Below are 19,787 nucleotides of genomic sequence, written 5' to 3' on the forward strand. Positions count from 1 at the left end.
CTAACCCTGACCTTTCGGCTTATCTGTCATACAGATTGCCCACCAATATACAGGTCTATCTAGTATCAAAATGGGGCGCTCCTGGCATGACGAATTTTTGCCTCCATCTATCGATCAACTAAAGCGTATCTTCGTGACGACGAGGAACGACCATGACGAACGACTGCCTGGATATCTTCACACGGCCCCACCATACGCTCGCGAGCACCGTGTGGCATGCGCCAGATCGCATGACGCGGCTCGAATGCTCGATCGAGTCGCACCCCGCCCCCGCCATCGTCTGCGGCTTGCGTGATCTGCGCTACGTCATGGTCAATCGTAGTTTCCTCGCGCTTACCGATAGCGCGGACGAGGATTGGCTGAGACGCTCTATGTACGAGCGCAACATCCTCGAGGGCGTCGCGAACTACGCGGCGGTGAAGCGCGCGCTCGTCAACGCGCAGACGATCCCGCAGACGCGGACGAGCCTGGCGATGCCTGACGGCACAAGCCGGCCCGTGATCGTTACCGGCCAGCCCGTCACCGTCGCCGGCCAGCCGTGCATGCTGTTTACGCTGACGGATATCGAAGCATGGCAGCAGACCGAACGCCATTACGATCAACTCCGAACAAGCGTCGAAACCGCGTTCGCGACGTCGACGGCCTGCATGATGATCGTCGATCCGGCCGACAATTTCGTGACCGTCGCGAATGACAGTTTCTGTTCTCTCATCGGGTATTCGCGGAGTGACCTGTCCGGTCGATCGACCGACGACATCGAGATCTGGCCATCAGGAATTTCATCCGGCTTCGTCCGCACCAAGTGCGGGCAGCGTCTCGAATGCCGGATTTCCGAAGCCACGATCATGATCGCCGACAAGGCCTACGCGCTCTAGACCTTTCAGGACGTCACCAATCGTCGGATCGACGAGCGCAATCTGGCCGCCGCGATCGAGGCGACGATCTCGGAATCCAAATGGCTCAGCCACGCCATTCTGGACAATCTTGCGCTGCAGTCCGAACCCCCGCGCGAGGCCGTCACATCGGGCCTGAACGATCTGACCGCGCGCGAACGCGACGTGTTGGCGCTGATTTGCGAGGGCATGGACGACAAGACGATGGCGCGCACATTGAACGTCAGCGGCAACACCGTTCGCAACCATGTCGCGCGCGTCTACAGCAAGATCGGCGTCAATCGCAGGGTGGCCGCGGCGGCCTGGGCGCGTGCCCGCGGGTTCGGCGATGGGGCCGATCGCAAGACGCTGCTGCCAAGCCCCGTCCCGGTCGTGACGCTACAGCCCTGATCGGCATTGGCCTGATCGATGACGCCGCTGATATTGATCGAACCAAGCAGGTGCCGCCTGTCCGACAGTATCCGTGCGAGATGTCGAAAATACTATCGGGTTGATACAACCCGATCTGTTGCCGTCATTCGGATCACGTTAAATCACGGGACTTGACCAGACCCGGATGGAGAATGGGTGCTCATGAGTGATGATACCGGTGATTTTGCCGACAAGGCCAGAGTCTCGGTTGCGGAGGCGATCTTCAAGCTCACCGGGGCAACCCCGTCCGAGGCTGACGTCGACGCCAAGGCCGCTCGTATCACGAAAACTTCACCGGCGGTCGGCCGCACTCGTCGGACCGGCACCATCCACCTCAAACACTGAACATGAGAGAGACCAAGTATGAAGAACGTATTCGCACTGGCACTACTTGCTGCAGGCCTGGCGCTGACGGGATGTCACACGGTTAACGGCGTCGGCAAGGATGTGAAGTCCGCTGGAACGGTCGTCTCGAGCGCCTCGGGTGAGAGCGGCAAGAAGAAGTAACGGACATGGTACCCTCCGTAATTTGAATCGACGTTCGCCAGGACTTTCAGTGCTCGCACGAACATCCGGCGATATTCGCGACGGACGGTGAAACCTCGGAATGCCCTGCCGATCCTCGATCCGGCAGGGCATCTTTTTATCTGGAGCCGGGAATCGTCGAGAGTGTCGAACACGCGCGTTTGAGCTCTGTTAACCGTTCGGCTGTAAAGACTCGGTGCTGCAATGAGAGGCCGAACGTGCGCATCGATCAACTTCAGCCTACCCCCAGCGTGGCGGAACCGCTCGAGATCCCCGCGGAGTTGTTGGCGAGCGTACAGCGCCACCAGGCACATCTTGCCGAACTAATCGTCAGCCTGAGGGCGGCGGGACTGGGCGAGGACGTCGTCGATGCGAGCATCCGCACGCTGGTCGACAGCTATGCCGACGATCTCACCGTAGCAATCCGCGCGATGATGAAGGCACCGGATCATGGATAACGCCCTGCTGCTCGACGACGACGATGGCCGGGTCGCAGCCTTGCGTCGCCTCGACGTGCTCGACACCGCGGTCGAAGAGCCGTTCGAAAAGATCGTCACGCTCGTCCGCACGGTGCTCGCGGTACCCGTGGCGACCGTGACGCTCGTCGATCGCGATCGGCAATGGTTCAAGGCGCGGCGCGGCATGGAGCAGAGCGAAACGCCCCGCGCGGTATCTTTCTGCACGCATACGATCCAGCAACGCGACCCGTTGATCATCGAAAACGCCCTGGCCGACCCGAGGTTCGCCGAAAGTCCGCTCGTCGTCGGTCCACCCTATGTGAGGAGCTATGCGGGCATCCCCCTGCGCACGCCCGAAGGATACAATGTCGGGGCGCTGTGCGCGATGGATACCCGGCCCAGACGGTTCAGCCCTGCAGACATCGCCATCCTGAGCAATTTCGCCAACATCGTTTGCGACGAACTCGAACTGCGGCTGATCGCACAGGTCGATCATCTTACCGGCGCACTGACCCGGCGTGGCTTCGTCGATCAGGCGCAACGCGAAATGGAGCGCACGCTTCGCTACGGGCGGGCAAGTTCGCTGATCATGATCGACGTCGACCATTTCAAGCGGGTGAACGATACTTACGGCCACTCGATCGGCGATCAGGTCCTGAAGCAGATCGCCAGCCTTGCCGAAACGACGCTGCGCCCTTGCGACCTGTTCGGTCGTCTCGGCGGCGAGGAATTCGCCCTCCTGATGCCGGAAACCAGCGGCGCGGCAGCCCTCGTCGTCGCGGAGCGACTTCGGAATACCATCGCCGAACATCCGATGACGCTCCATGGCGGCGGTACGATCCACGTAACCGCGAGCTTCGGCGTCGCTGAGCTGTCCGCATCCTTCAACACGCTAACCGCCTGGCTCGAACGTGCCGACACGATGCTCTACGCAGCGAAATCCGGCGGCAGGAACCGTACGCAACTCGCGGAGCCGATGTAGAACGGCGGACGCGGAACGGCGACATTCGGGACTTCCGCGAAAACGTGGAGCGGGTGAAGGGAATCGAACCCTCGTCACTTGCTTGGGAAGCAAAAGCTCTACCATTGAGCTACACCCGCTAACGGCGATCTACGCCTGTCGGTCCGGGTCTTGCACCGGCTCTCGATGAGCGGCCGAGTGCCACAGTCCTTGCAGCGACGTCAACGCCAAATCGTCCGGCGTGAACCGACCTGCCCTCAGGAGGATCGACTAGCCGCGCAGGCCGAACACTTGCGAACGGTCCGCCTCCGGCACCAGCCCTTCGAGCACCGCCCAGAACCCCGATACCGCGCTTTGCCCCGCGCTCGCATATGCGTCCGCCATACGGACTCGCGCGGCCTCGAACAGTTCGCGCTCCATCTTCGAGCCCTCGGCCGTCAACCGCAGCAGCCGCTGCCGCCGGTCGCGTTCGCCCGGCCGCGTCTCGACCAGCTTGCGGTCGGCGAGTTCGTTCAGCACGCGGCCCAGCGACTGCTTGGTGATCGCCAGCAGCGACAGCAGCTCGCTCACCGTCATGTCGGGCTTTCGCGCGATGAAATACAGCGCTCGGTGGTGCGCGCGGCCCAGCCCCTCTTCGGCAAGACCCTGGTCGATCGACCGTGTCAGGTGGCTATAACCGAAGTACAGCAGCTCCATGCCGCGGCGGAGTTCGGGTTCGCGAAGGAACAGGGGTGAAGCAGAAGACGGAGTGGCAGGCATGTTGACCGGTTTAGACATCGCCCGTAGTCGTCGGCAACCCGCAACGAGAGAGATTTTCGATGTCCGTTCCAGCTTTTACGCCGTCTTCCGCCTTCCGCCATGAGCCGAACGCGACTCCGGTCGAGGCGAACGAGCGGGCGAAGCGACTGATCGATCCCGGATTCGGACGGGTCTTTACCGATCACATGGCGATGATCCGCTACAGCGAGACCGAGGGCTGGCATGACGCGCGGATCACCGCGCGCGCGCCGCTGACGATCGATCCGGCCTCGTCGGTGTTGCATTACGCGCAGGAGATCTTCGAGGGGATGAAGGCGTATCGACTCGCTAATGGCGGCACCGCGCTGTTCCGCCCCGAGGCGAATGCCCGCCGTTTCCAGGATTCGGCACGGCGCCTCGCGATGCCCGAGCTGCCGACCGAGCTGTTCCTCGAGTCGGTCGAGCGCCTCGTGAAAACCGATGCGACCTGGATCCCGGAGAGCGATGGCGGCGCGCTGTATCTGCGCCCATTCATGTTCGCGAGCGAAGTGTTCCTCGGCGTGAAGCCGTCCGCCGAATATCTCTACATGGTGCTCGCCTCTTCGGTCGGCGCCTACTTCAAGGGCGGCGCCCCCACCGTGTCGATCTGGGTCAGCCAGCAATACACGCGCGCTGCTCAGGGCGGCACTGGCGCGGCCAAGTGCGGCGGCAACTACGCCGCCAGCCTGCTCGCGCAGTCCGAGGCGATCCGCAACGGCTGTGACCAAGTGGTCTTCCTCGATGCGGCCGAGCGGCGCTGGGTCGAGGAACTCGGCGGCATGAACATCTTCTTCGTGTTCGACGACGGCAGCATGGCGACCCCTGCCCTCACCGGCACGATCCTGCCCGGCATCACCCGCGACTCGATCCTGACGCTCGCCCGCGCGAACGGCATTACTGTCCGCGAGGAAGGCTACACGATCGAGCAGTGGCGCGCAGACGCCGCCAGCGGCCGGCTGGTCGAGGCGTTCGCCTGCGGCACCGCAGCCGTGGTCACGCCGATCGGCACCGTCGCCAGTCCCGAGGGCCGCTTCACGATCGGTGATGGCGCTCCGGGTGCGCTAACGATGCGGATGCGCGACGCGCTCGTGTCGATCCAGCGTGGCACCGCGCCGGACGAGAACAACTGGCTGCACCATCTCGCGGATTGACGTCCGCAAGGGCTTTTCACGCGCCGCTGCCCCGCTATAAGGCCGCCTCTGTTGGGGCGTCGCCAAGTGGTAAGGCAGCGGCTTTTGATGCCGCCATGCGCAGGTTCGAACCCTGCCGCCCCAGCCAAGTCTTACCTAATTCTCGATCTGCTGTAATTGTCGGCGATGTGCGACCATCAGCCAGTCGAGTGTCGCAATCGCATCTTCGCGGACTGATCACCGCCTTGGCTTCGGTCCAGCTAGTTTATCGCCGCGGTCACATTTTTTGGCGATCTGGAGCGACGCCTATCGGGGCCGTCACGTCGCATTCCCCCGGTAGAGCTGCCCCGCCTAGGCCAGGCGAGCCCCGCGCACTTGGCATCCGCTTCCACATCGTTACGCTGGAGGAATGCAACTCACCCGGCCTCAAGCAGAAACTCTCGCGCGCGACGGGATGGCCGCGCTCCGCAACGGTAACGCGGCACGCGCCTATGAAATGCTGTCCCTTCTACGCGACGGGGCACCGGGCATGCCCGCGCCGTGGTTCCTGATCGCACAAGCCGCGCAGTCGCTCGGCCGCGACGACGAGGCGGAAACCGCGCTGGTGCATTTCCTGGCAGCAGAACCACGCCACCTGGCTGCGCTGTTGACGATGGCCGCGCTGAAGGTCCGACGCGGCGACGAGCGCGCGGCGCAATCCTTTTATTGCACCGCGCTGAACGTCGCCACGCTGCCGAATGCCACGATAGCGCCCGTCCTGATGCCGATGCTGAAGGCCGGTGAAGCGTTCCTGGCGGATTGCGCGAAACGGTTTGCCGCACATCTCGGCGATGCGCTGGCGGGGACTGGTCTTGCCGCTGGCGTATCAGGAGGGCGTACGCGGTACGCGCTCGACCTGCTGCTCGGACGGCGCGAACTGTATCTGCAACAGCCTTCGATGTTCTATTTTCCCGGGCTTGCGCAGCGTGCGTTCTTCGAGCGCGACGAGTTCGCGTGGGTTGCAGCCATGGAGGCCGCGACCGCAGATATGCGTGCCGAGCTGGAAAGCGTCGTCGCGGCCGAGAAGGGCTTTGCGCCCTATGTCCAGTCGACGCCAGACCGGCCAGCGCCGGCCAACCCGTTGCTCGACGATCCAAGCTGGAGCGCGTTCCATTTGTGGCGCGGGGGCGAGCGCGTGGAACCCAACGCATCGTCCTGTCCGCATACCATGGCCGCACTCGAGCAAGCACCGATCCCGATCATCGCGGGCCGCTCGCCGATGGCCATCTTTTCGCTGCTGAAGCCTGGCACGCACATTCGACCGCATCACGGGATGCTCAACACGCGACTGATCTGTCATCTGCCGCTGATCTCACCCGAAGGATGCGCGCTGCGGGTCGGCGCGGAAACGCGCGCGTGGCGAGCCGGCGAGATGCTGATCTTCGACGATTCGTTCGAGCATGAGGCGTGGAACCGCGGCACGGAAACCCGGATCGTCCTGCTGTTCGAGGTTTGGCGGCCCGAACTGACCGCCAACGAACGCGCCGCGCTGACAGACATCTTCGAGGCCATCGACACCTATCAGGGCGCAGCGATCGACACGGGCTGAGCAGATCCCTGCGGGCAGCCCGTCGGCCCCGGCTTCAGTCGGCAACGTCTCCGCTATTGCCGAGCTTGTTGCCGAGAGAACCGAACAGGCGGCGCAGCATGGTCGTCTCGTCAGGCGTCAGATGGGGATTCCAGACATCGACGATCAGGACGGCCCGGATCGTGTCACTGTCGTTCCAGGCCTCGTGCTCGATCGTATCGTCGAACACGAACGCCTCGCCGATGCGCCATTCGCGGGCCTCTCCCCCGACGCGGAAACCGCATTTGTCGGGCACGATCAGCGGCAGGTGCACGACCGATCGAATATTGCTGACCCCGGTGTGCGGCGGCAAATGCGTGCCGGGCTTGAGGACCGAAAAGAATGCGGTCGGTGCGCGGCCGGGAATATCCGCCAGCGGCAACGCATCGAGGATCGCCGCGGTCTGCGGACACCGCGCGCAGACTGCGTCGTCGCGGACACCGTAGCGCCACAGATAGCGTGCGCTCCACTGGTCCGAGCGATCGAGCGGACTCCACAGATTGGCCGGCGTCCCGAGCGGCATCGTCACGTAGGGCGTGAAGCCCGCCGACGGTTCGGCGAGCAACGCCTTCAGTTCGGCGAGAATGACGGGTGTCGCCGCCTCGAACTCGGCCAGCCAGGCGAAGTGTTCGCGCGCGAAGAACTCGTCGGCCGGGAGGAACGGGAAATGCATCCCGTGCGGCGCGGGTGCGTAGATCGTCCGACGCCCCAACATCGCATCGACGCAGGCATCGAACCGGCGGCGCTGTGCAGGGCTAGCGCCCGCCCGCAATGGCTGCATAGCGGCATCGACATCGTCCGACAGCGCGCGCGCGTGGAAGGCGATCCGGTCCGACGCCCGCGCCAGCAATTGATCGAGCGGCGGCGATCGGTCCGCCATCGATTGGACGATCGTCGCCACCCCGCCCCAGCGGAACGCCGCCTGCGCCGCATCGCCGGTCCGGTCGTGCAGTTCGGCAAGGCGCACGTTCGCCATCAGGTTGCGCTGGTCGAGCGCCAGCGCGCGCTCCAGCGCGGTCCGCTCCGCCGTCGCATCGCCCAACCCGCGGTGCGCACTCGCCAGGTTCATCCACAGCGGCGCGGCGGCGGGATCGGCATTTGCTGCACGCGCGAAATACTCGGCGGCGGCCTGGTCGTCCCGCCCCAGCGCGGCCATCCCCAGCGCGTTGAGCGCGACGGGATGATCGGGTGAGATCGTCAGGATCTCCCGGTACGCCGCCCCCGACCGCGCGGCATCGCCCGACCGGTGTGCCTGGTCGCCGTCACGCAGCAGCGCGTCGACCCGTTGTGCCAGTTGACTGCTCACGCCGATCGCCAAGCGCGCTTATTGACCGCCCATCGCAGCGCGATCCACCACGTCCTGGCCCGCCGCGCGCCCCTCCTGGGCGAGCCGGTTCCATTCGGCACGCGTATGGCATTCGCGCCGGGTCTCGACCAGCGAGCCTGACGGTGCGGAGCGTTTGCAGATCGGCCGCTCCGGCTTGGCAACCGCCTTCGCCGGCGCCGACGGTTCGGGTTGCTGCGCGAACACAGAGGATGTCGCAATGACAATCGTCGCCAGACTAATCGCAATCCGCTTCATCATCGCACAACCTCCCGGAGCACCGCGTTCGTTGCCGTATCATGCCGTATTCACCGGCGGGCACAATCGCAAAATAGCATGGTAGCGTCCTGGCTGGTGGCGATCGGCGCCGTGATATGCGATCCCGATTGCATGACCATCCCGGCGCGATATCCCTCCACCACCAATACCGGCTTTGGCGCTGGCGCCGCTACCGGGTCCGCCCTCACGCCCGCGCCCGCGGCTCGCATTACCGACCCGCAATGGCTCGCGCATCGCTACGATCCCGGTCACGACGCAGTTCACCTGATCGCCGCGGACCGCGCCATGCGGAATGCTGCGACGTTCCTGACCGATGAATTCCTGCCGACTGCGGCAGCGCCGGTCGTGGTCCCCCGCCAGCAGGCGACCGCCATGATCCCGCGGATCGATCCGGTTCATTTCATCTTCCACTCGGCCTATTGCTGTTCGACCCTGCTCGCGCAGGTTCTCGACCGTGCGGGACTTGCGTCGACGCTGAAGGAACCGCTGATTCTCAACGACCTTGTCGGCTGGCGCCACCGCGGCGGCAACCCGGCACAGGTCGCCGACCGGCTCGACAGCGCACTCACGCTGCTGTCGCGCGCATTCGTGCCGGGCGAGGCGGTGATCGTGAAGCCGTCCAACGTGGTCAATGCACTGGCTCCGACGATGATGACGCTTCGTCCAGAGGCACACGCGGTGCTCCTGTACGCGCCACTGCGGGTCTTTCTTACGTCGATCGCGCGCAAGGGCATGTGGGGGCGTTTGTGGGTACGCGAGCTGCTTGCCAAACAGCTGGCGGACGGCATGGTCGACCTTGGCTTCGCGCCCGAGGATTATTTCAGGCTGACCGACCTGCAGGTCGCGGCGGTCGGCTGGATCGCACAGGCCGACCTGTTCGCCGGGCTCGCGACGCGGTTTCCGGGACGCGTGCGATCGTTGCAGAGCGAGACGCTGCTCGCCACGCCCCGCCCGGCGCTGGCCGCGCTCTGTACCCTGTTCGGCTTGGCCGACGATCCCGCGACAATCGACGCGTTGGCGGCAAGCGAGGCGTTCGGGCGCAACGCCAAGGACGGCAAGGCGTACCGTGCTGCCGACCGCACGCGAGAACAGATCGACGGTGCGGCATTCCACGCCGAGGAAATCGACAAGGTGCTGGTCTGGGCCGAAGCGGTCGCCCGCGGGGCCGGCGTAGCACTCGATCCACCCGCGCCGCTGCTCGACTGAGCACAAAGCCAAGCGGAGCTTCACGCCGCCGATGGCTGGGATCCTGCGTACCCCGTCATGTCAAACTGAGACGCAGCGTCTTCCTTCGCGCCAACCAGCCGGCCCCGCGCGGCACGAAGGTTGCGACCCCATTCACGTCCCCCACGGGCAAAAAAAAGGGCGACTCCGAAGAGCCGCCCCGAGATCGGATCGTCGAGATCCTAGAAGTGCAGTCGTGCCCCGACCGCAAAGCGACGGCCCAGAGCGTCGTACGTCGACGGATAGGTGTTGCCGCTGTTGTACAGGGTCGAACCAACAGTCGAACCAACGATCGGTGGCTTCTTGTCGAACAAGTTCTGCACCGTGATGGTGAAGTCGAAGTTCTCGGCCACACCGATCCGAGTAGACAGATCAATGTAATCGTAGCTCGGGATCTTGCCAAAATTGTAAGTATCGCCTGCAAGCTGCCCGCCGGTGAGCGTGCCCGAGAAGGGTGTCGTGGCTGCCGAGGTAATTGCTACTGGCTCGTATCGCACCTTGTCGACGTGGCGCCAAAGCACAGAGAGGTCGACGTTGTTGAAGAACGAGAAGGTCGCGCGCGAATTCCACGAGAACTTCGGCTGGATCGATGCGCAGTTCACCGAATAATAGCCGGTGCACTCACGGTTGAGTGAAGTTGGCGTGGCCTGGAACTTCGAATCGTGCGTGTAGTTGCCCTGGAACGACAGCGCGAGCTTGACGTCCTGGAACAGTGGCGTGCGGTAGTTGACGCCGAGATCGATACCGTCGGTCTTGATCTTGCCCAGGTTCGACAAGGGCTGTGGAAGACCCGTGAAGACCGACTGGTCGCCCGACAACGCACCCGTCACTGGCTCACGACGGATCGACGTGCATGCGGTGCTGGACGCGCTCGGGGCAGTGATAAAGCATGCATTGATGATATCACCGGGGGTCGGGTTGGTAATCGCCCGCTTCACCTTGATGTTGTAGTAGTCGACCGTGATCGAGAGGCCACGAATGAACTGCGTCGGCTGGAACACGATACCCGCGGTGATGCTGTCCGACTTTTCAGGGCCAACGTTCGGGTTGCCACCACCGGTAGCAACAGCCTGTCCGGACGTCGGAGTCTGGATCAAGCCAAGCTGCGACGCAGGTGCACCCTGAGCCAAGCAGATTGCGGCCAGATTACCCGCTGGAGTTGGGGCAATGCGCTCACCCTTGTCATTGAACGAAGCGCACGGATCAGTCGACAGATTGGTCAGGCCCGAGACGAGCGGCGCAAACAACTCGCTGATGTTCGGTGCGCGAACCGCACGCTGGTACATGCCACGGAACTTCAGGCCCGTCGCCGGCTCCCAGCTGCCGCCAGCCTTGTAGGTGGTCGTATTGAAGGTCGGCGCAGCCGCCGTGAACACCTTGTAGTGGGAGTAGCGTACGCCGGCCTCGAGCGTCAGGCTCTGGAAGAACGGACGATCCTGAACCAACGGCGCGATGAGTTCGCCAAAGCCTTCGGTAACTTCATAGCCGCCGTCGATGTTCGGCGCGGCGCCACCGGCGCCACCAAGCTCGCCCGAAGTCTGCGCCAGCGTGTCGGAACGCTGCGACGCACGATATTTGCGATACTCGCCACCGGCCGCGAAGCCGATCGAGTCCGTTGCGAACGGCGAAGCGAAGCCGAAGTCGCCGTTCAGGACTGCACGAGCCTGGGCCAGCGACGTACGGATCGTCGTGGTGCTCTCACCCGTGATGTACGGGATCTGGTTTGCAGCGATCGAACCATCGGCACCGAACACGTTCAACGGAACGCAGCCCGATCCGGCCGTGAGCGCTGCACCGTTCGGAGCGCCGCCAAGGCAGGTCGTGGTGTTGGTCGCGTAAAGCGCCGAACGTACGCGGGACGTCAGGACATAGCCCTGCAGGGTCTGCGTATTCTCCGATTCGCCATACCCGCCCGACACGTCAAGCTTGATACCGTCGGTAATGCCGACCTTCACGCCTGCGCGATAGTCGAAGATGGTGGTCTGGAAGTTCGAGATACGCGGACCAGCTTCGGTCGTACGGCGCGACAGGTTGGTCGTGATCGTGCGGAAGTTGGGATCCGTGACGCTGGTCGCCGCTGCTGCGGCGGTGCACTGGGCGGCCGTGATGCCGGCCGCGGTGCAAAATTGTGCGCGCGCCGCTGCAGGCAGGTACGGGTTCGACAGCGGGATCACCACTGACGAGCCAAATACGCCCGACGGTGCGACAACCGTCTGGACGGTGTTCTTCGAGAACAGCCCGCGCGTGTAGACCTCGATATTGTCCGAGACGTCGTAATGGCCCGCGCCGTACATATTGAAGCGCTCGAACGGCGTTTGAAAAATGTTGTACGGGTTGAAGTTGAACGGCACCACTGCCGTCGTCAGCCCACCCGTCGTCGGGTTAATCTGGCGACGGCCTCCAAGCGTGAAGACCGACGGGGTCGTCGTGCCCGAACCACTGGTGCCGCCCGAGAACGAATCATAGTTCTGGATCGAGTAGGGCCGCTCGCCCTGATAGACCGGGTCGGACTGCTGATAGCCGACGGAGAACACCGCGTTGCCGCGACCGTCGTCGAAGTTCGCGCCGATCGTGATGTCGCCACGGAAATACGCACCATCGCCACGCCCGGTGATCTGGTTCGACACCGACGCGTCGATACCCGAGAAATCCGAACGGGTGACGAAGTTGACGACACCGGCAACGGCATCAGCGCCATAGGTGGTTGCAGCACCACCGGTCAGCGCATCGACGCGCTCGACCAGCGCCAGTGGAATGTTGTTCAGATCAACGCGGCCGGCGAGGCCCGATGGTGCCAGTCGGTTGCCGTCGAGCAGTACGACGTTGCGAGTCGAGCCGAGACCGCGAAGGTCGACGTACGATGCGCCGCCATTGCCGTTGTTCACGGCAGAACCGATGCTCGGCACCGCGCCCGGCAACGTGCGAAGAACGTCCTCGGCGGTGTTCGACTGGCGGAGCTTAATTTCCTCTTGGCCAATTACCTGAACAGGCGACGAAGCGATCAGCGCCGGATTCTTGATTAGCGAGCCGGTGACGACGATGTCGCCCTGGCTGTTCTCGGTGGTCGGCGCCGCTTCGGACGTCGTCATGCCGACCTCGCCCTGAGCGTTTGCGCCCGGCGTGGTTGCTTGGGTCGCGGTCGCGCCCCCAGCGCGAATCCCCGAATTGTCACCCTGGACTTGCGCGAACGCTGGCGTGGCAAGCGTCGCCGCTCCCATGAGCAGCGTGGTCGCAAGCAGGTGTGCACGAGCAGCAGATGTCATATTAGCCCCCTTGTTGCCGGCGTATCGCCGTGCATTTGCCCCCGGAAAAAGAACCGGCTCTGGGAGGGGTGTATCGATCGCTATTACCGCACCGCAATGAATATCGTCGATTCGGACCTTTTGAGTTCCGTTTGCGACATTAGCGTGACATAAGCGCAACATAGTGTCCCCCGCCGGTGTCGGCCGATAGATTCTTTCCTTTATTCGTCTCGAGGTAGTCCAATGCGTGATTTGCGTGCTTATTGCGTTCCGTTTGCACTCCTCGCTCTGGCGGGCGTCTCCTGCGGTGCACCGGCAACCGCCGCCCCCGATCGGACCTCGTCGCGAACATTGGACGCGCTTGCCGAATGCCAGCAGGTTGCGACCGATGCTGCTCGGCTGTCGTGCTTCGACGCAGCCGCTCGCGAGATCGCGAGCGCACGCAAGTCCGGCAGCTTGCTGGCGCTGGACCGCGCAGCTGTCGTCGAGCGTAAACAGCAGCGATTCGGGCTCGCAGATGCGGCAAAAAACCCCCTTGGCGGCGGCGAGGCCGACCGGCTTACAAGGGTTACCGAGGTGAAGACGACGATCACCGGTGTAAGGGCGTCAAGTTACGCGCGTTACTTAATCCAGCTGGCCAACAATACGGCGTGGGAGACAATCGAGCCTTTGACGCTCGCACCGCGTCCCGGCACCGCGGTCATCATCAAGCAGTCTGGTTTCGGCGGGTTTAAAGCGTTGATCGACGGCGAACGACCGGTTTTGGTGAAGCGTCAGCGCTAGTGACTGGGGCAAAAATAGGCTTAAGCGCGTCTCGTGGATTTCACTGCCCGAGCTAGCAGGTACGAACCCGCGATCACGGACGATTTCGGCCCGCTACGGATGCCTGGCGGTCGCGGTGCGAGGTCTTTGGCCGGCGTAGTCGCGACACCGGCTTGCCGCAGGACCGCCACGCGTTAAGCAGGGGCAACCGCTGTCCTGCCGGAGCCCCCGATGCGTCTTACCGTCACCGCCGCCCTTCTCCTCGCGACCGCCGCGCATGCGTCCGCGCAGACGCCTCACCAATATGGTGGGCTCGCGCTGTCTCCCGCGGGCGATCGCACCGCGACCGTCGAGAGCAGCGGCGCGCATGGTGTCATAACCCTCCGCAACGTCGCCGACGGGCGCGTGCTGCGGACGATCGATCCGTGCGCGACGTGCAGCTATGCGGGGCTGACCTTCGCGCCCAATGGCGACCTGGTGTTCCTGGTCCGCGACACCGCGGCAGGCAACGTCCGGCTGACCTATGCAGATGCCAACGCGACGCGCACCGTCGCGACCATCGCCGGTATCGCGCAGACTCCGCGCGTGTCGCCCGACGGCAAGCGGATCGCGCTGCTGGTGACGCTCGGCGCCGCCAAGGAGTCCGGCGCGACGCAGGCCGGCGTCCGGATGATCGGCGAGATCGGCGAGAAGAGCGATGAGCAACGCCTCGCCGTGTTCGACATCGCCAAGGCCACGACGACGGTGACGCCGCTCTCGCCTGCAGGGCGTTACGTCTACGAATATGACTGGACGCCCGATGGCCGCGGGTTCGTCGCGACGACCGCGCTCGGCAATGGCGACAACAACTGGTGGGTGGCGACGCTCGACGCGATCGACGCGCAGACCGGCGCGGTCCGATCGATCGCCAAGCCGACGACGCAAATCAACCAGCCGCGTGTGTCCCCGGATGGCCGCACCGTCGCCTATGTGGGTGGCCTGATGAGCGATTTCGGCTCGATCGGCGGCGACGTCTTCACGGTCGGGCTGGAGGGCGGCACGCCGCGCAACGTCACCGCCGGCGCCAAGTCGACGGTGACGACGATCGCCTGGACCCGCGGCGGCCTGCGCACGGTGACGCTGGCCGGCGACCAGATGCAGTTCGGCACGCTTACTCCCGACCAGCCGGTCGTGCCGGGCTTTGCCAAGCCGGCAAGCTCGAGCGCAGGCGACGGCCGCGCGGTGTTCTCAGCGGACGGACGGATCGCCGCCGCCGTGGTCCAGGATTACGAGCACGCACCAGCCATCTACGCAGGTCCGCTCGGCTCCCGGGACGCGGGCGTGAAGCAGATCACGCACGACAACGACGCGATGCCGGCGCTCGCCGCTGCACGGAGCATCAGCTGGAAGAACGAGGGCTTCGACGTCCAGGGCTGGCTCCTCGCGCCCCGCCCCACCTCGGGCATCGCACCAACCGGCAAGGCGCCGATGATCACGATCGTCCACGGCGGCCCATCGGCGGCCTCGACGCCCGGCTATCTCTATCCGACCTCGCTCAATGCCGCTTTGGTCAAGGCGGGCTATTACGTCTTCCTACCCAATCCCCGCGGCAGCTACGGCCAGGGCGAGGCATTCACCGCCGCGAACAAGCGTGACTTTGGCGGCGGCGACTTGCGCGACGTGCTCGCCGGCGTCGATGCGGTCGAGCGCGTCGCGCCGGTCGACGACAAGCGCCTCGGCCTCGGCGGGTGCAGCTATGGCGGGTTCATGGCGATGTGGGCCAACACGCAGACCAACCGCTTCAAGGGCATCGTCGCCGGCGCCGGCCTGTCGAACTGGGTCAGCTATTACGGCACCAACGGCATCGACCAGTGGCTGCTGCCGTTCTTCGGCAAGTCGATGTACGACGACATGAAGGCGTATGAGGACGTCTCCGCTATCTATCACGCGAAGACCGCGCGGACGCCGACGTTCATCTATGTCGGCGAGCGCGATATCGAGGTGCCGCCGACCCAGTCGATCGAATGGTGGCACGCGCTGAAGGATCGCAACGTCCCCGTCAGCCTCGTGATCTATCCCGACGCGGGCCACTGCGTGACGGCCCCCGAACAGTCCGCGGATGTCCGGCAGCGGTCGATCGCTTGGTTCGACAAATACGTGAAGAACGCGAAGTAGCGTCTGGGCGGCCGGGGGGCTTCGGGCTAGGCAGGCGCATGCCGAAGAACCGTTATTACCAGGGCCCCCCGTCCGACCATTTCGATGGTCTCCGGTTTTTCAATCCGGGGCAGGCGCCGACCGACCGCGGCCTGAAAGACGTGCTGCGGTGGAAGCTGGCGCCCGGCGTCGCCAAATGGCCGCGCTCGGTGCCGGTCACGCCGGCCAATCCCGACGCGCGCGTCGACGGGATCCGCGTCACGATGATCGGGCACGCCTCGATGCTGATCCAGGTGGCCGGGCTCAACATCCTGACCGACCCGATCTGGTCGGAGCGCGCGAGCCCCGTCTCGTTCGCCGGGCCAAAGCGCGTGGCGGCGCCCGGTATCGCCTTCGACGACCTGCCGCCGATCAACGTCGTCCTCATCAGCCATTGCCATTACGATCATTTCGACGTCGCCACTTTGCGCAGGCTCCAGGTGGCTCATACGCCCCTGTTCGTGCTGCCGCTCGGCAACGATACGATCCTGCGTGCCGCGGTGCCCGACGCCCGGTGCGTCGTTGGCGACTGGTGGGATCGCCTGCCGATGGGCGACGGCATCACCACTACGATCACGCCCGCCTATCACTGGGCGAACCGCTGGCCGAGCGACGTCCGGATGGCTTTATGGGCAGGGCACTGGCTCGACACACCCGCCGGTGCGATCTGGTTTGCGGGCGATACCGCGTACGGCAATGGCGCGATCTTCGGCCAGATCCGCGAGCGTCTCGGCGCGCCCGACGTCGCGCTGATCCCGATCGGCGCCTACGCCCCGCGCTGGTTCATGGCCGGGCAGCATGTCGATCCGGCCGAAGCGGTACGGATCTTCGGCGAGGTCGACGCGAAACAGGCGCTCGGCATCCATTGGGGCACGTTCCAGCTGACCGACGAGGCCCGCGACGCGCCGCAAATCGCGCTGGCCGAAGCGCTGGACGCAGCGGCGATACCCCGCCAGAAGTTTGTCGCGGCACCACCCGGCGGCGTCTTCGATTTCCGCTGATCGACGAGAGCCGAACCGAGAAACCGAGAAATTCGCCGCTCATGTGAGCCCATCGAACGGTCCAAACGTTATCCACCGATGACAGTACGAACTTTACGGATGCAGCTCGCTTCGGGTTGCATGCCGGTCCTGGCTCTGGCGCTTGGTGGATTTGCTCCCGCGCCGAAACCCATCGTCCCAACAAAGGCCATCGCGGAGAGCCCGCCCCGCACCGCATCGAAGTCGGCACCGAGGGCAGTTGGCAAGGCCACTCCGGCCAAGGCAACTTGGACTGCGGCAAACATCGCAGCCTTCGATCGGGTCCTTGCCGACCGTGCGCGCCACGGCCTCGATCGTATCGAGTTCCTACCCGCACCCGCCGACGGCGCTCCGCCCGTCGACGATGCCGCGCGAACCAAGGCCGCACTCGACTATGCCGGCGCACTCGCACAGGGCCGCGTCGACCCCGCCTCGCTGCATCAGGTCTACACGCTGTCCCGCCCCAAGGTCGACCTTACCACCGGGCTGTCGCGGGCGCTGGCCAAGGGCGACCTCGTCGTCTGGTTCGACGGGCTTGCGCCGCAGGATGCCGAGTATAAGCAACTCTCCGAAGCGTATCTCGCGTTCAGCGCCAAGGCGTCGACCGCAACGCCTGTGCAGGCGATACCCTCCGGCGTCATCCGCGTCGGCAACCGCGACGCGCGTGTCGCCACGATCGTCGAGCAGCTAGCTGAGAGCGGATATCTTCCCTCGTCGACCGACCCGCTCGCCGTAGCGCCCGTACCGACGACCATTTCGCCGACGGCCACCGCGCCGCCGACCGCGGCACCAATGATCTACACGCAGGCAATGGCCGAGGCGCTGAAAGGGCTCCAGACCGACTACGGCATAGCCGCAGACGGCGTGGTCGGCCCCGAGACGTTGAAGGTACTGAACCTTGGTGCGGGCGACCGTGCGCGCGCGCTCGCGGTCGGGCTCGAACGGCGGCGGTGGCTGGCACGAACGCCACCGCCCACGCGGATCGACGTCAACACCGCCGCCGCACAGCTTCGCTACTACCGCGACGGCACGATGATCGATCAGCGCAAGGTGATCGTCGGCGAACCCGGCCGCGAGACGCCGGCGCTCTCGTCGCCGATCTATCGGCTGGTTGCCAATCCCACCTGGACCGTGCCGAAATCGATCCAGAACGGCGAGATGGCCAATGTCGGCGAGGAGTATCTGACCGCGCACAACATGGTCGTCCGCGATGGCTGGATCGTCCAGCAGCCGGGGCCGAGCAACGCGCTAGGCATGGTTAAGTTCGACATGGCGAACGACCAGGCGATCTACCTGCACGACACCTCCGCGCCGGGCTTGTTCGATCGCAGCCAGCGTCATCTGAGCCATGGTTGCGTCCGCGTCGAGGATGCGTTGGGATTCGCACGTATCCTTGCGGAGGACGAAGGCGTCGGCGAGGCGTGGCAGACGGCACAGGATTCAGGCGAGACGAACTTCGTCCCCCTGCCCCGCCGCATCCCGGTCCGGCTGCTCTACCACAACGTCTATGTCGACGATGCCGGCAAGGTCGCGTTTCGGACCGATCCCTACGGCTGGAACGATCCGATCGCGGAGCAACTCGGCTTCGCCAAGGCGTCCGCCAAACGCGCCGAGGCGCAGGCGATCGATATCGGGCCCTAAGGGACTTTCGGCGTTGCGGGCATCGCGAACGTCTTCGACAACCCGTGGTACAGCTTCTCGCGGCAGACCCATTGGCTAGCGGCATCGGCGATGAACGCGGTCGCGAACATCGGCAGCATCAGTCCGCGACTGGCGGTCGTCTCCGACAGGATGATGACCGCGGTCAGCGGTGCGCGGACGACACCCGCGAAATACGCGACCATCCCCAGGATCACGATCGCGCTTGCGGGTTCGCCGGGAAACACTTCGCGGAGCAAGTTGCCGACCCCGGCCCCGACCGCGAGCGACGGCGCGAAGATCCCGCCGGGCAAGCCCGCAATCGCGGTCGCGGCGGTCGCGACGAACTTCGCGGGTCCGAACCACAAGGGTGCATCGACACCGACGATCATCGCGCGCGCCGCGGAATAGCCGGTTCCCCAGGTCAGGCCGGTGAACACGCCGAGCACCGCAACGACGGCGCCGCACGCCCCCGCGAACTTGACCGGGTTGGCGCGGGTCCAGGTCGTCATGCGGTTGCGGCTCTGCGCCATCGCCAGCAGCGTGCGGGAAAACAGGCCGCCCGCCATCCCGCCGGCGATTCCCGCAACCGGCGCTACCAACAATGCAGACAAAAGCGGCATATGCGCGCCGATCGCGCCGAAATAGATGTAGTCGCCCTGCACCGACTGCGCGACCATCCCGGCGATGACGATCGCGGCGAGGACCAGCAGCGTCACGCGCTGCTCATACGCCGACGCCAGTTCCTCGATCGCGAACAACAGCCCGGCGAGCGGTGTGTTGAACGCGGCCGCGACACCCGCCGCGCCACCGGCGATCAGCACGCCGCCCCGCAACGGCACGCGGACGAGCCGGTGCGTCGCGCCCATCACCGCCGCGGCAAGCTGCACGGTCGGCCCCTCGCGCCCGACCGACGCACCGCCTAGCACTGCGCCGATCGTCAGCACGGCCTTGGCGGCGACGGTGCGCGGCGAGATCAGCGTCCGCGTCGCCTCGTTCGGATCGGCCTGTGCCGCGATCACCTGCGGAATACCCGATCCCCGCGCGAACGGCGCGTACCGCCGGGTCAGCCAGACCAGCGCCATGAACGTCAATGGCGTTGTCAACAGCGGCAGCCAGTGCCAGCTCTGCGCGTACCCGGCGAACACCCCCGCCGCCCAGTCCGCCGCTTCGGCGAACAGCGTCGCAACAACGCCGATCAGGATCGCGCCCGTCAGGATCGCCGCACGAGTGCGGAACTGTACGGACCGTGGCCCACGTGCACGCAGCAACGCACGGTACCGCGACGGCGTCCAGCGTTTCGCCGGCATAAGATGATCGAAGAGCCCAGGCATGATGTCGATCTAGTTCATGCCGCCCGCCACGT

18 protein-coding genes and 2 tRNA genes are annotated in these 19,787 nt (G+C 65.0%); 14 read left to right on the plus strand and 6 right to left on the minus strand.

Annotated features, from left to right (window positions below):
- Window positions 1-152: 152 nt before the first annotated feature.
- From ASE69_RS10145 to ASE69_RS10165, 6 genes are all read left to right on the plus strand, one after another.
- Entirely contained in the window at window positions 153-875 is a 723-nt protein-coding gene (locus tag ASE69_RS10145; protein WP_056485945.1) for a PAS domain-containing protein, read from the plus strand.
- 162 nt (window positions 876-1,037) lie between these two features.
- Window positions 1,038-1,283, plus strand: coding sequence for a response regulator transcription factor (locus ASE69_RS10150; protein WP_268795501.1), 246 nt, complete (start codon window positions 1,038-1,040; stop codon window positions 1,281-1,283).
- A 183-nt stretch (window positions 1,284-1,466) separates the two neighbouring features.
- A complete protein-coding gene (locus ASE69_RS10155) occupies window positions 1,467-1,649 on the plus strand; it encodes a hypothetical protein (protein WP_056485951.1) in 183 nt (60 codons plus the stop codon).
- Window positions 1,650-1,667: 18 nt separating this feature from the next.
- Window positions 1,668-1,811 (plus strand): hypothetical protein, encoded by a 144-nt coding sequence (locus tag ASE69_RS22575; protein WP_200924158.1) that lies wholly within the window; start codon window positions 1,668-1,670, stop codon window positions 1,809-1,811.
- A gap of 236 nt (window positions 1,812-2,047) precedes the next feature.
- Entirely contained in the window at window positions 2,048-2,287 is a 240-nt protein-coding gene (locus ASE69_RS10160) for a hypothetical protein (RefSeq protein WP_133018988.1), read from the plus strand.
- Window positions 2,280-3,269, plus strand: a complete 990-nt coding sequence (locus ASE69_RS10165; RefSeq protein ID WP_056485955.1) for a sensor domain-containing diguanylate cyclase — start codon at window positions 2,280-2,282, stop codon at window positions 3,267-3,269. Before ASE69_RS10160 ends, ASE69_RS10165 begins: the two co-directional genes overlap by 8 nt.
- 45 nt (window positions 3,270-3,314) lie before the next feature.
- Here ASE69_RS10165 and ASE69_RS10170 read toward each other — a convergent pair.
- Both ASE69_RS10170 and ASE69_RS10175 read right to left on the minus strand, forming a co-directional pair.
- Window positions 3,315-3,388, minus strand: a tRNA-Gly gene (locus ASE69_RS10170).
- Between the two features lie 130 nt (window positions 3,389-3,518).
- The gene (locus ASE69_RS10175; protein WP_056485958.1) at window positions 3,519-4,025 is read right to left on the minus strand and encodes a MarR family transcriptional regulator; all 507 of its coding nucleotides are present in this window, start codon (window positions 4,023-4,025) and stop codon (window positions 3,519-3,521) included.
- 41 nt (window positions 4,026-4,066) lie between these two features.
- Here ASE69_RS10175 and ASE69_RS10180 point away from each other — a divergent pair, with 41 nt between their 5' ends.
- The 3 genes from ASE69_RS10180 to ASE69_RS10190 all read left to right on the plus strand — a co-directional run bounded on the left by ASE69_RS10180 (window position 4,067) and on the right by ASE69_RS10190 (window position 6,743).
- Window positions 4,067-5,176 (plus strand): branched-chain amino acid aminotransferase, encoded by a 1,110-nt coding sequence (locus tag ASE69_RS10180; protein ID WP_056485961.1) that lies wholly within the window; start codon window positions 4,067-4,069, stop codon window positions 5,174-5,176.
- A gap of 52 nt (window positions 5,177-5,228) precedes the next feature.
- A tRNA-Gln gene (locus tag ASE69_RS10185) sits at window positions 5,229-5,303 on the plus strand.
- A 306-nt stretch (window positions 5,304-5,609) separates the two neighbouring features.
- Window positions 5,610-6,743: an aspartyl/asparaginyl beta-hydroxylase domain-containing protein gene (locus ASE69_RS10190; RefSeq protein ID WP_156362290.1), complete on the plus strand. Its 1,134-nt coding sequence runs from the start codon at window positions 5,610-5,612 to the stop codon at window positions 6,741-6,743.
- Between the two features lie 34 nt (window positions 6,744-6,777).
- Here ASE69_RS10190 and ASE69_RS10195 read toward each other — a convergent pair whose 3' ends face one another.
- Together ASE69_RS10195 and ASE69_RS10200 are read right to left on the minus strand one after the other, a co-directional pair.
- Window positions 6,778-8,067 carry an aspartyl/asparaginyl beta-hydroxylase domain-containing protein gene (locus ASE69_RS10195; RefSeq protein ID WP_156362291.1) on the minus strand — a complete coding sequence of 430 codons (1,290 nt, stop codon included), beginning with the start codon at window positions 8,065-8,067 and terminating at the stop codon, window positions 6,778-6,780.
- Window positions 8,068-8,085: 18 nt separating this feature from the next.
- Window positions 8,086-8,346 (minus strand): hypothetical protein, encoded by a 261-nt coding sequence (locus ASE69_RS10200; RefSeq protein WP_056485967.1) that lies wholly within the window; start codon window positions 8,344-8,346, stop codon window positions 8,086-8,088.
- A 129-nt stretch (window positions 8,347-8,475) separates the two neighbouring features.
- Between ASE69_RS10200 and ASE69_RS10205 the strand changes: the two genes are divergently transcribed.
- Window positions 8,476-9,570 carry a hypothetical protein gene (locus ASE69_RS10205; RefSeq protein WP_235518488.1) on the plus strand — a complete coding sequence of 365 codons (1,095 nt, stop codon included), beginning with the start codon at window positions 8,476-8,478 and terminating at the stop codon, window positions 9,568-9,570.
- A 200-nt stretch (window positions 9,571-9,770) separates the two neighbouring features.
- On the opposite strand, the gene ASE69_RS10210 is transcribed toward ASE69_RS10205, so the two are convergent.
- Window positions 9,771-12,851 (minus strand): TonB-dependent receptor domain-containing protein, encoded by a 3,081-nt coding sequence (locus ASE69_RS10210; protein ID WP_056485970.1) that lies wholly within the window; start codon window positions 12,849-12,851, stop codon window positions 9,771-9,773.
- Window positions 12,852-13,181: 330 nt separating this feature from the next.
- Between ASE69_RS10210 and ASE69_RS10215 the strand changes: the two genes are divergently transcribed.
- The 4 genes from ASE69_RS10215 (at window position 13,182) to ASE69_RS10230 (ending at window position 18,424) form a co-directional block, all read left to right on the plus strand.
- On the plus strand, window positions 13,182-13,613 hold the full coding sequence (locus ASE69_RS10215; RefSeq protein ID WP_056485973.1) for a hypothetical protein: 432 nt from the start codon (window positions 13,182-13,184) through the stop codon (window positions 13,611-13,613).
- A gap of 210 nt (window positions 13,614-13,823) precedes the next feature.
- A complete protein-coding gene (locus ASE69_RS10220) occupies window positions 13,824-15,746 on the plus strand; it encodes a S9 family peptidase (protein ID WP_056485976.1) in 1,923 nt (640 codons plus the stop codon).
- A gap of 38 nt (window positions 15,747-15,784) precedes the next feature.
- Window positions 15,785-16,765: an MBL fold metallo-hydrolase gene (locus ASE69_RS10225; protein ID WP_056485980.1), complete on the plus strand. Its 981-nt coding sequence runs from the start codon at window positions 15,785-15,787 to the stop codon at window positions 16,763-16,765.
- A 120-nt stretch (window positions 16,766-16,885) separates the two neighbouring features.
- Entirely contained in the window at window positions 16,886-18,424 is a 1,539-nt protein-coding gene (locus ASE69_RS10230) for a L,D-transpeptidase family protein (RefSeq protein ID WP_082453086.1), read from the plus strand.
- Here the strand turns inward: ASE69_RS10230 and ASE69_RS10235 are convergent.
- Window positions 18,421-19,755, minus strand: coding sequence for a chloride channel protein (locus ASE69_RS10235; protein ID WP_056485983.1), 1,335 nt, complete (start codon window positions 19,753-19,755; stop codon window positions 18,421-18,423). The two genes, ASE69_RS10230 and ASE69_RS10235, sit on opposite strands and share 4 nt — an antisense overlap.
- Window positions 19,756-19,787: the final 32 nt, after the last annotated feature.

Source organism: Sphingomonas sp. Leaf208 (genome assembly GCF_001421415.1).
Taxonomy (GTDB): domain Bacteria; phylum Pseudomonadota; class Alphaproteobacteria; order Sphingomonadales; family Sphingomonadaceae; genus Sphingomonas.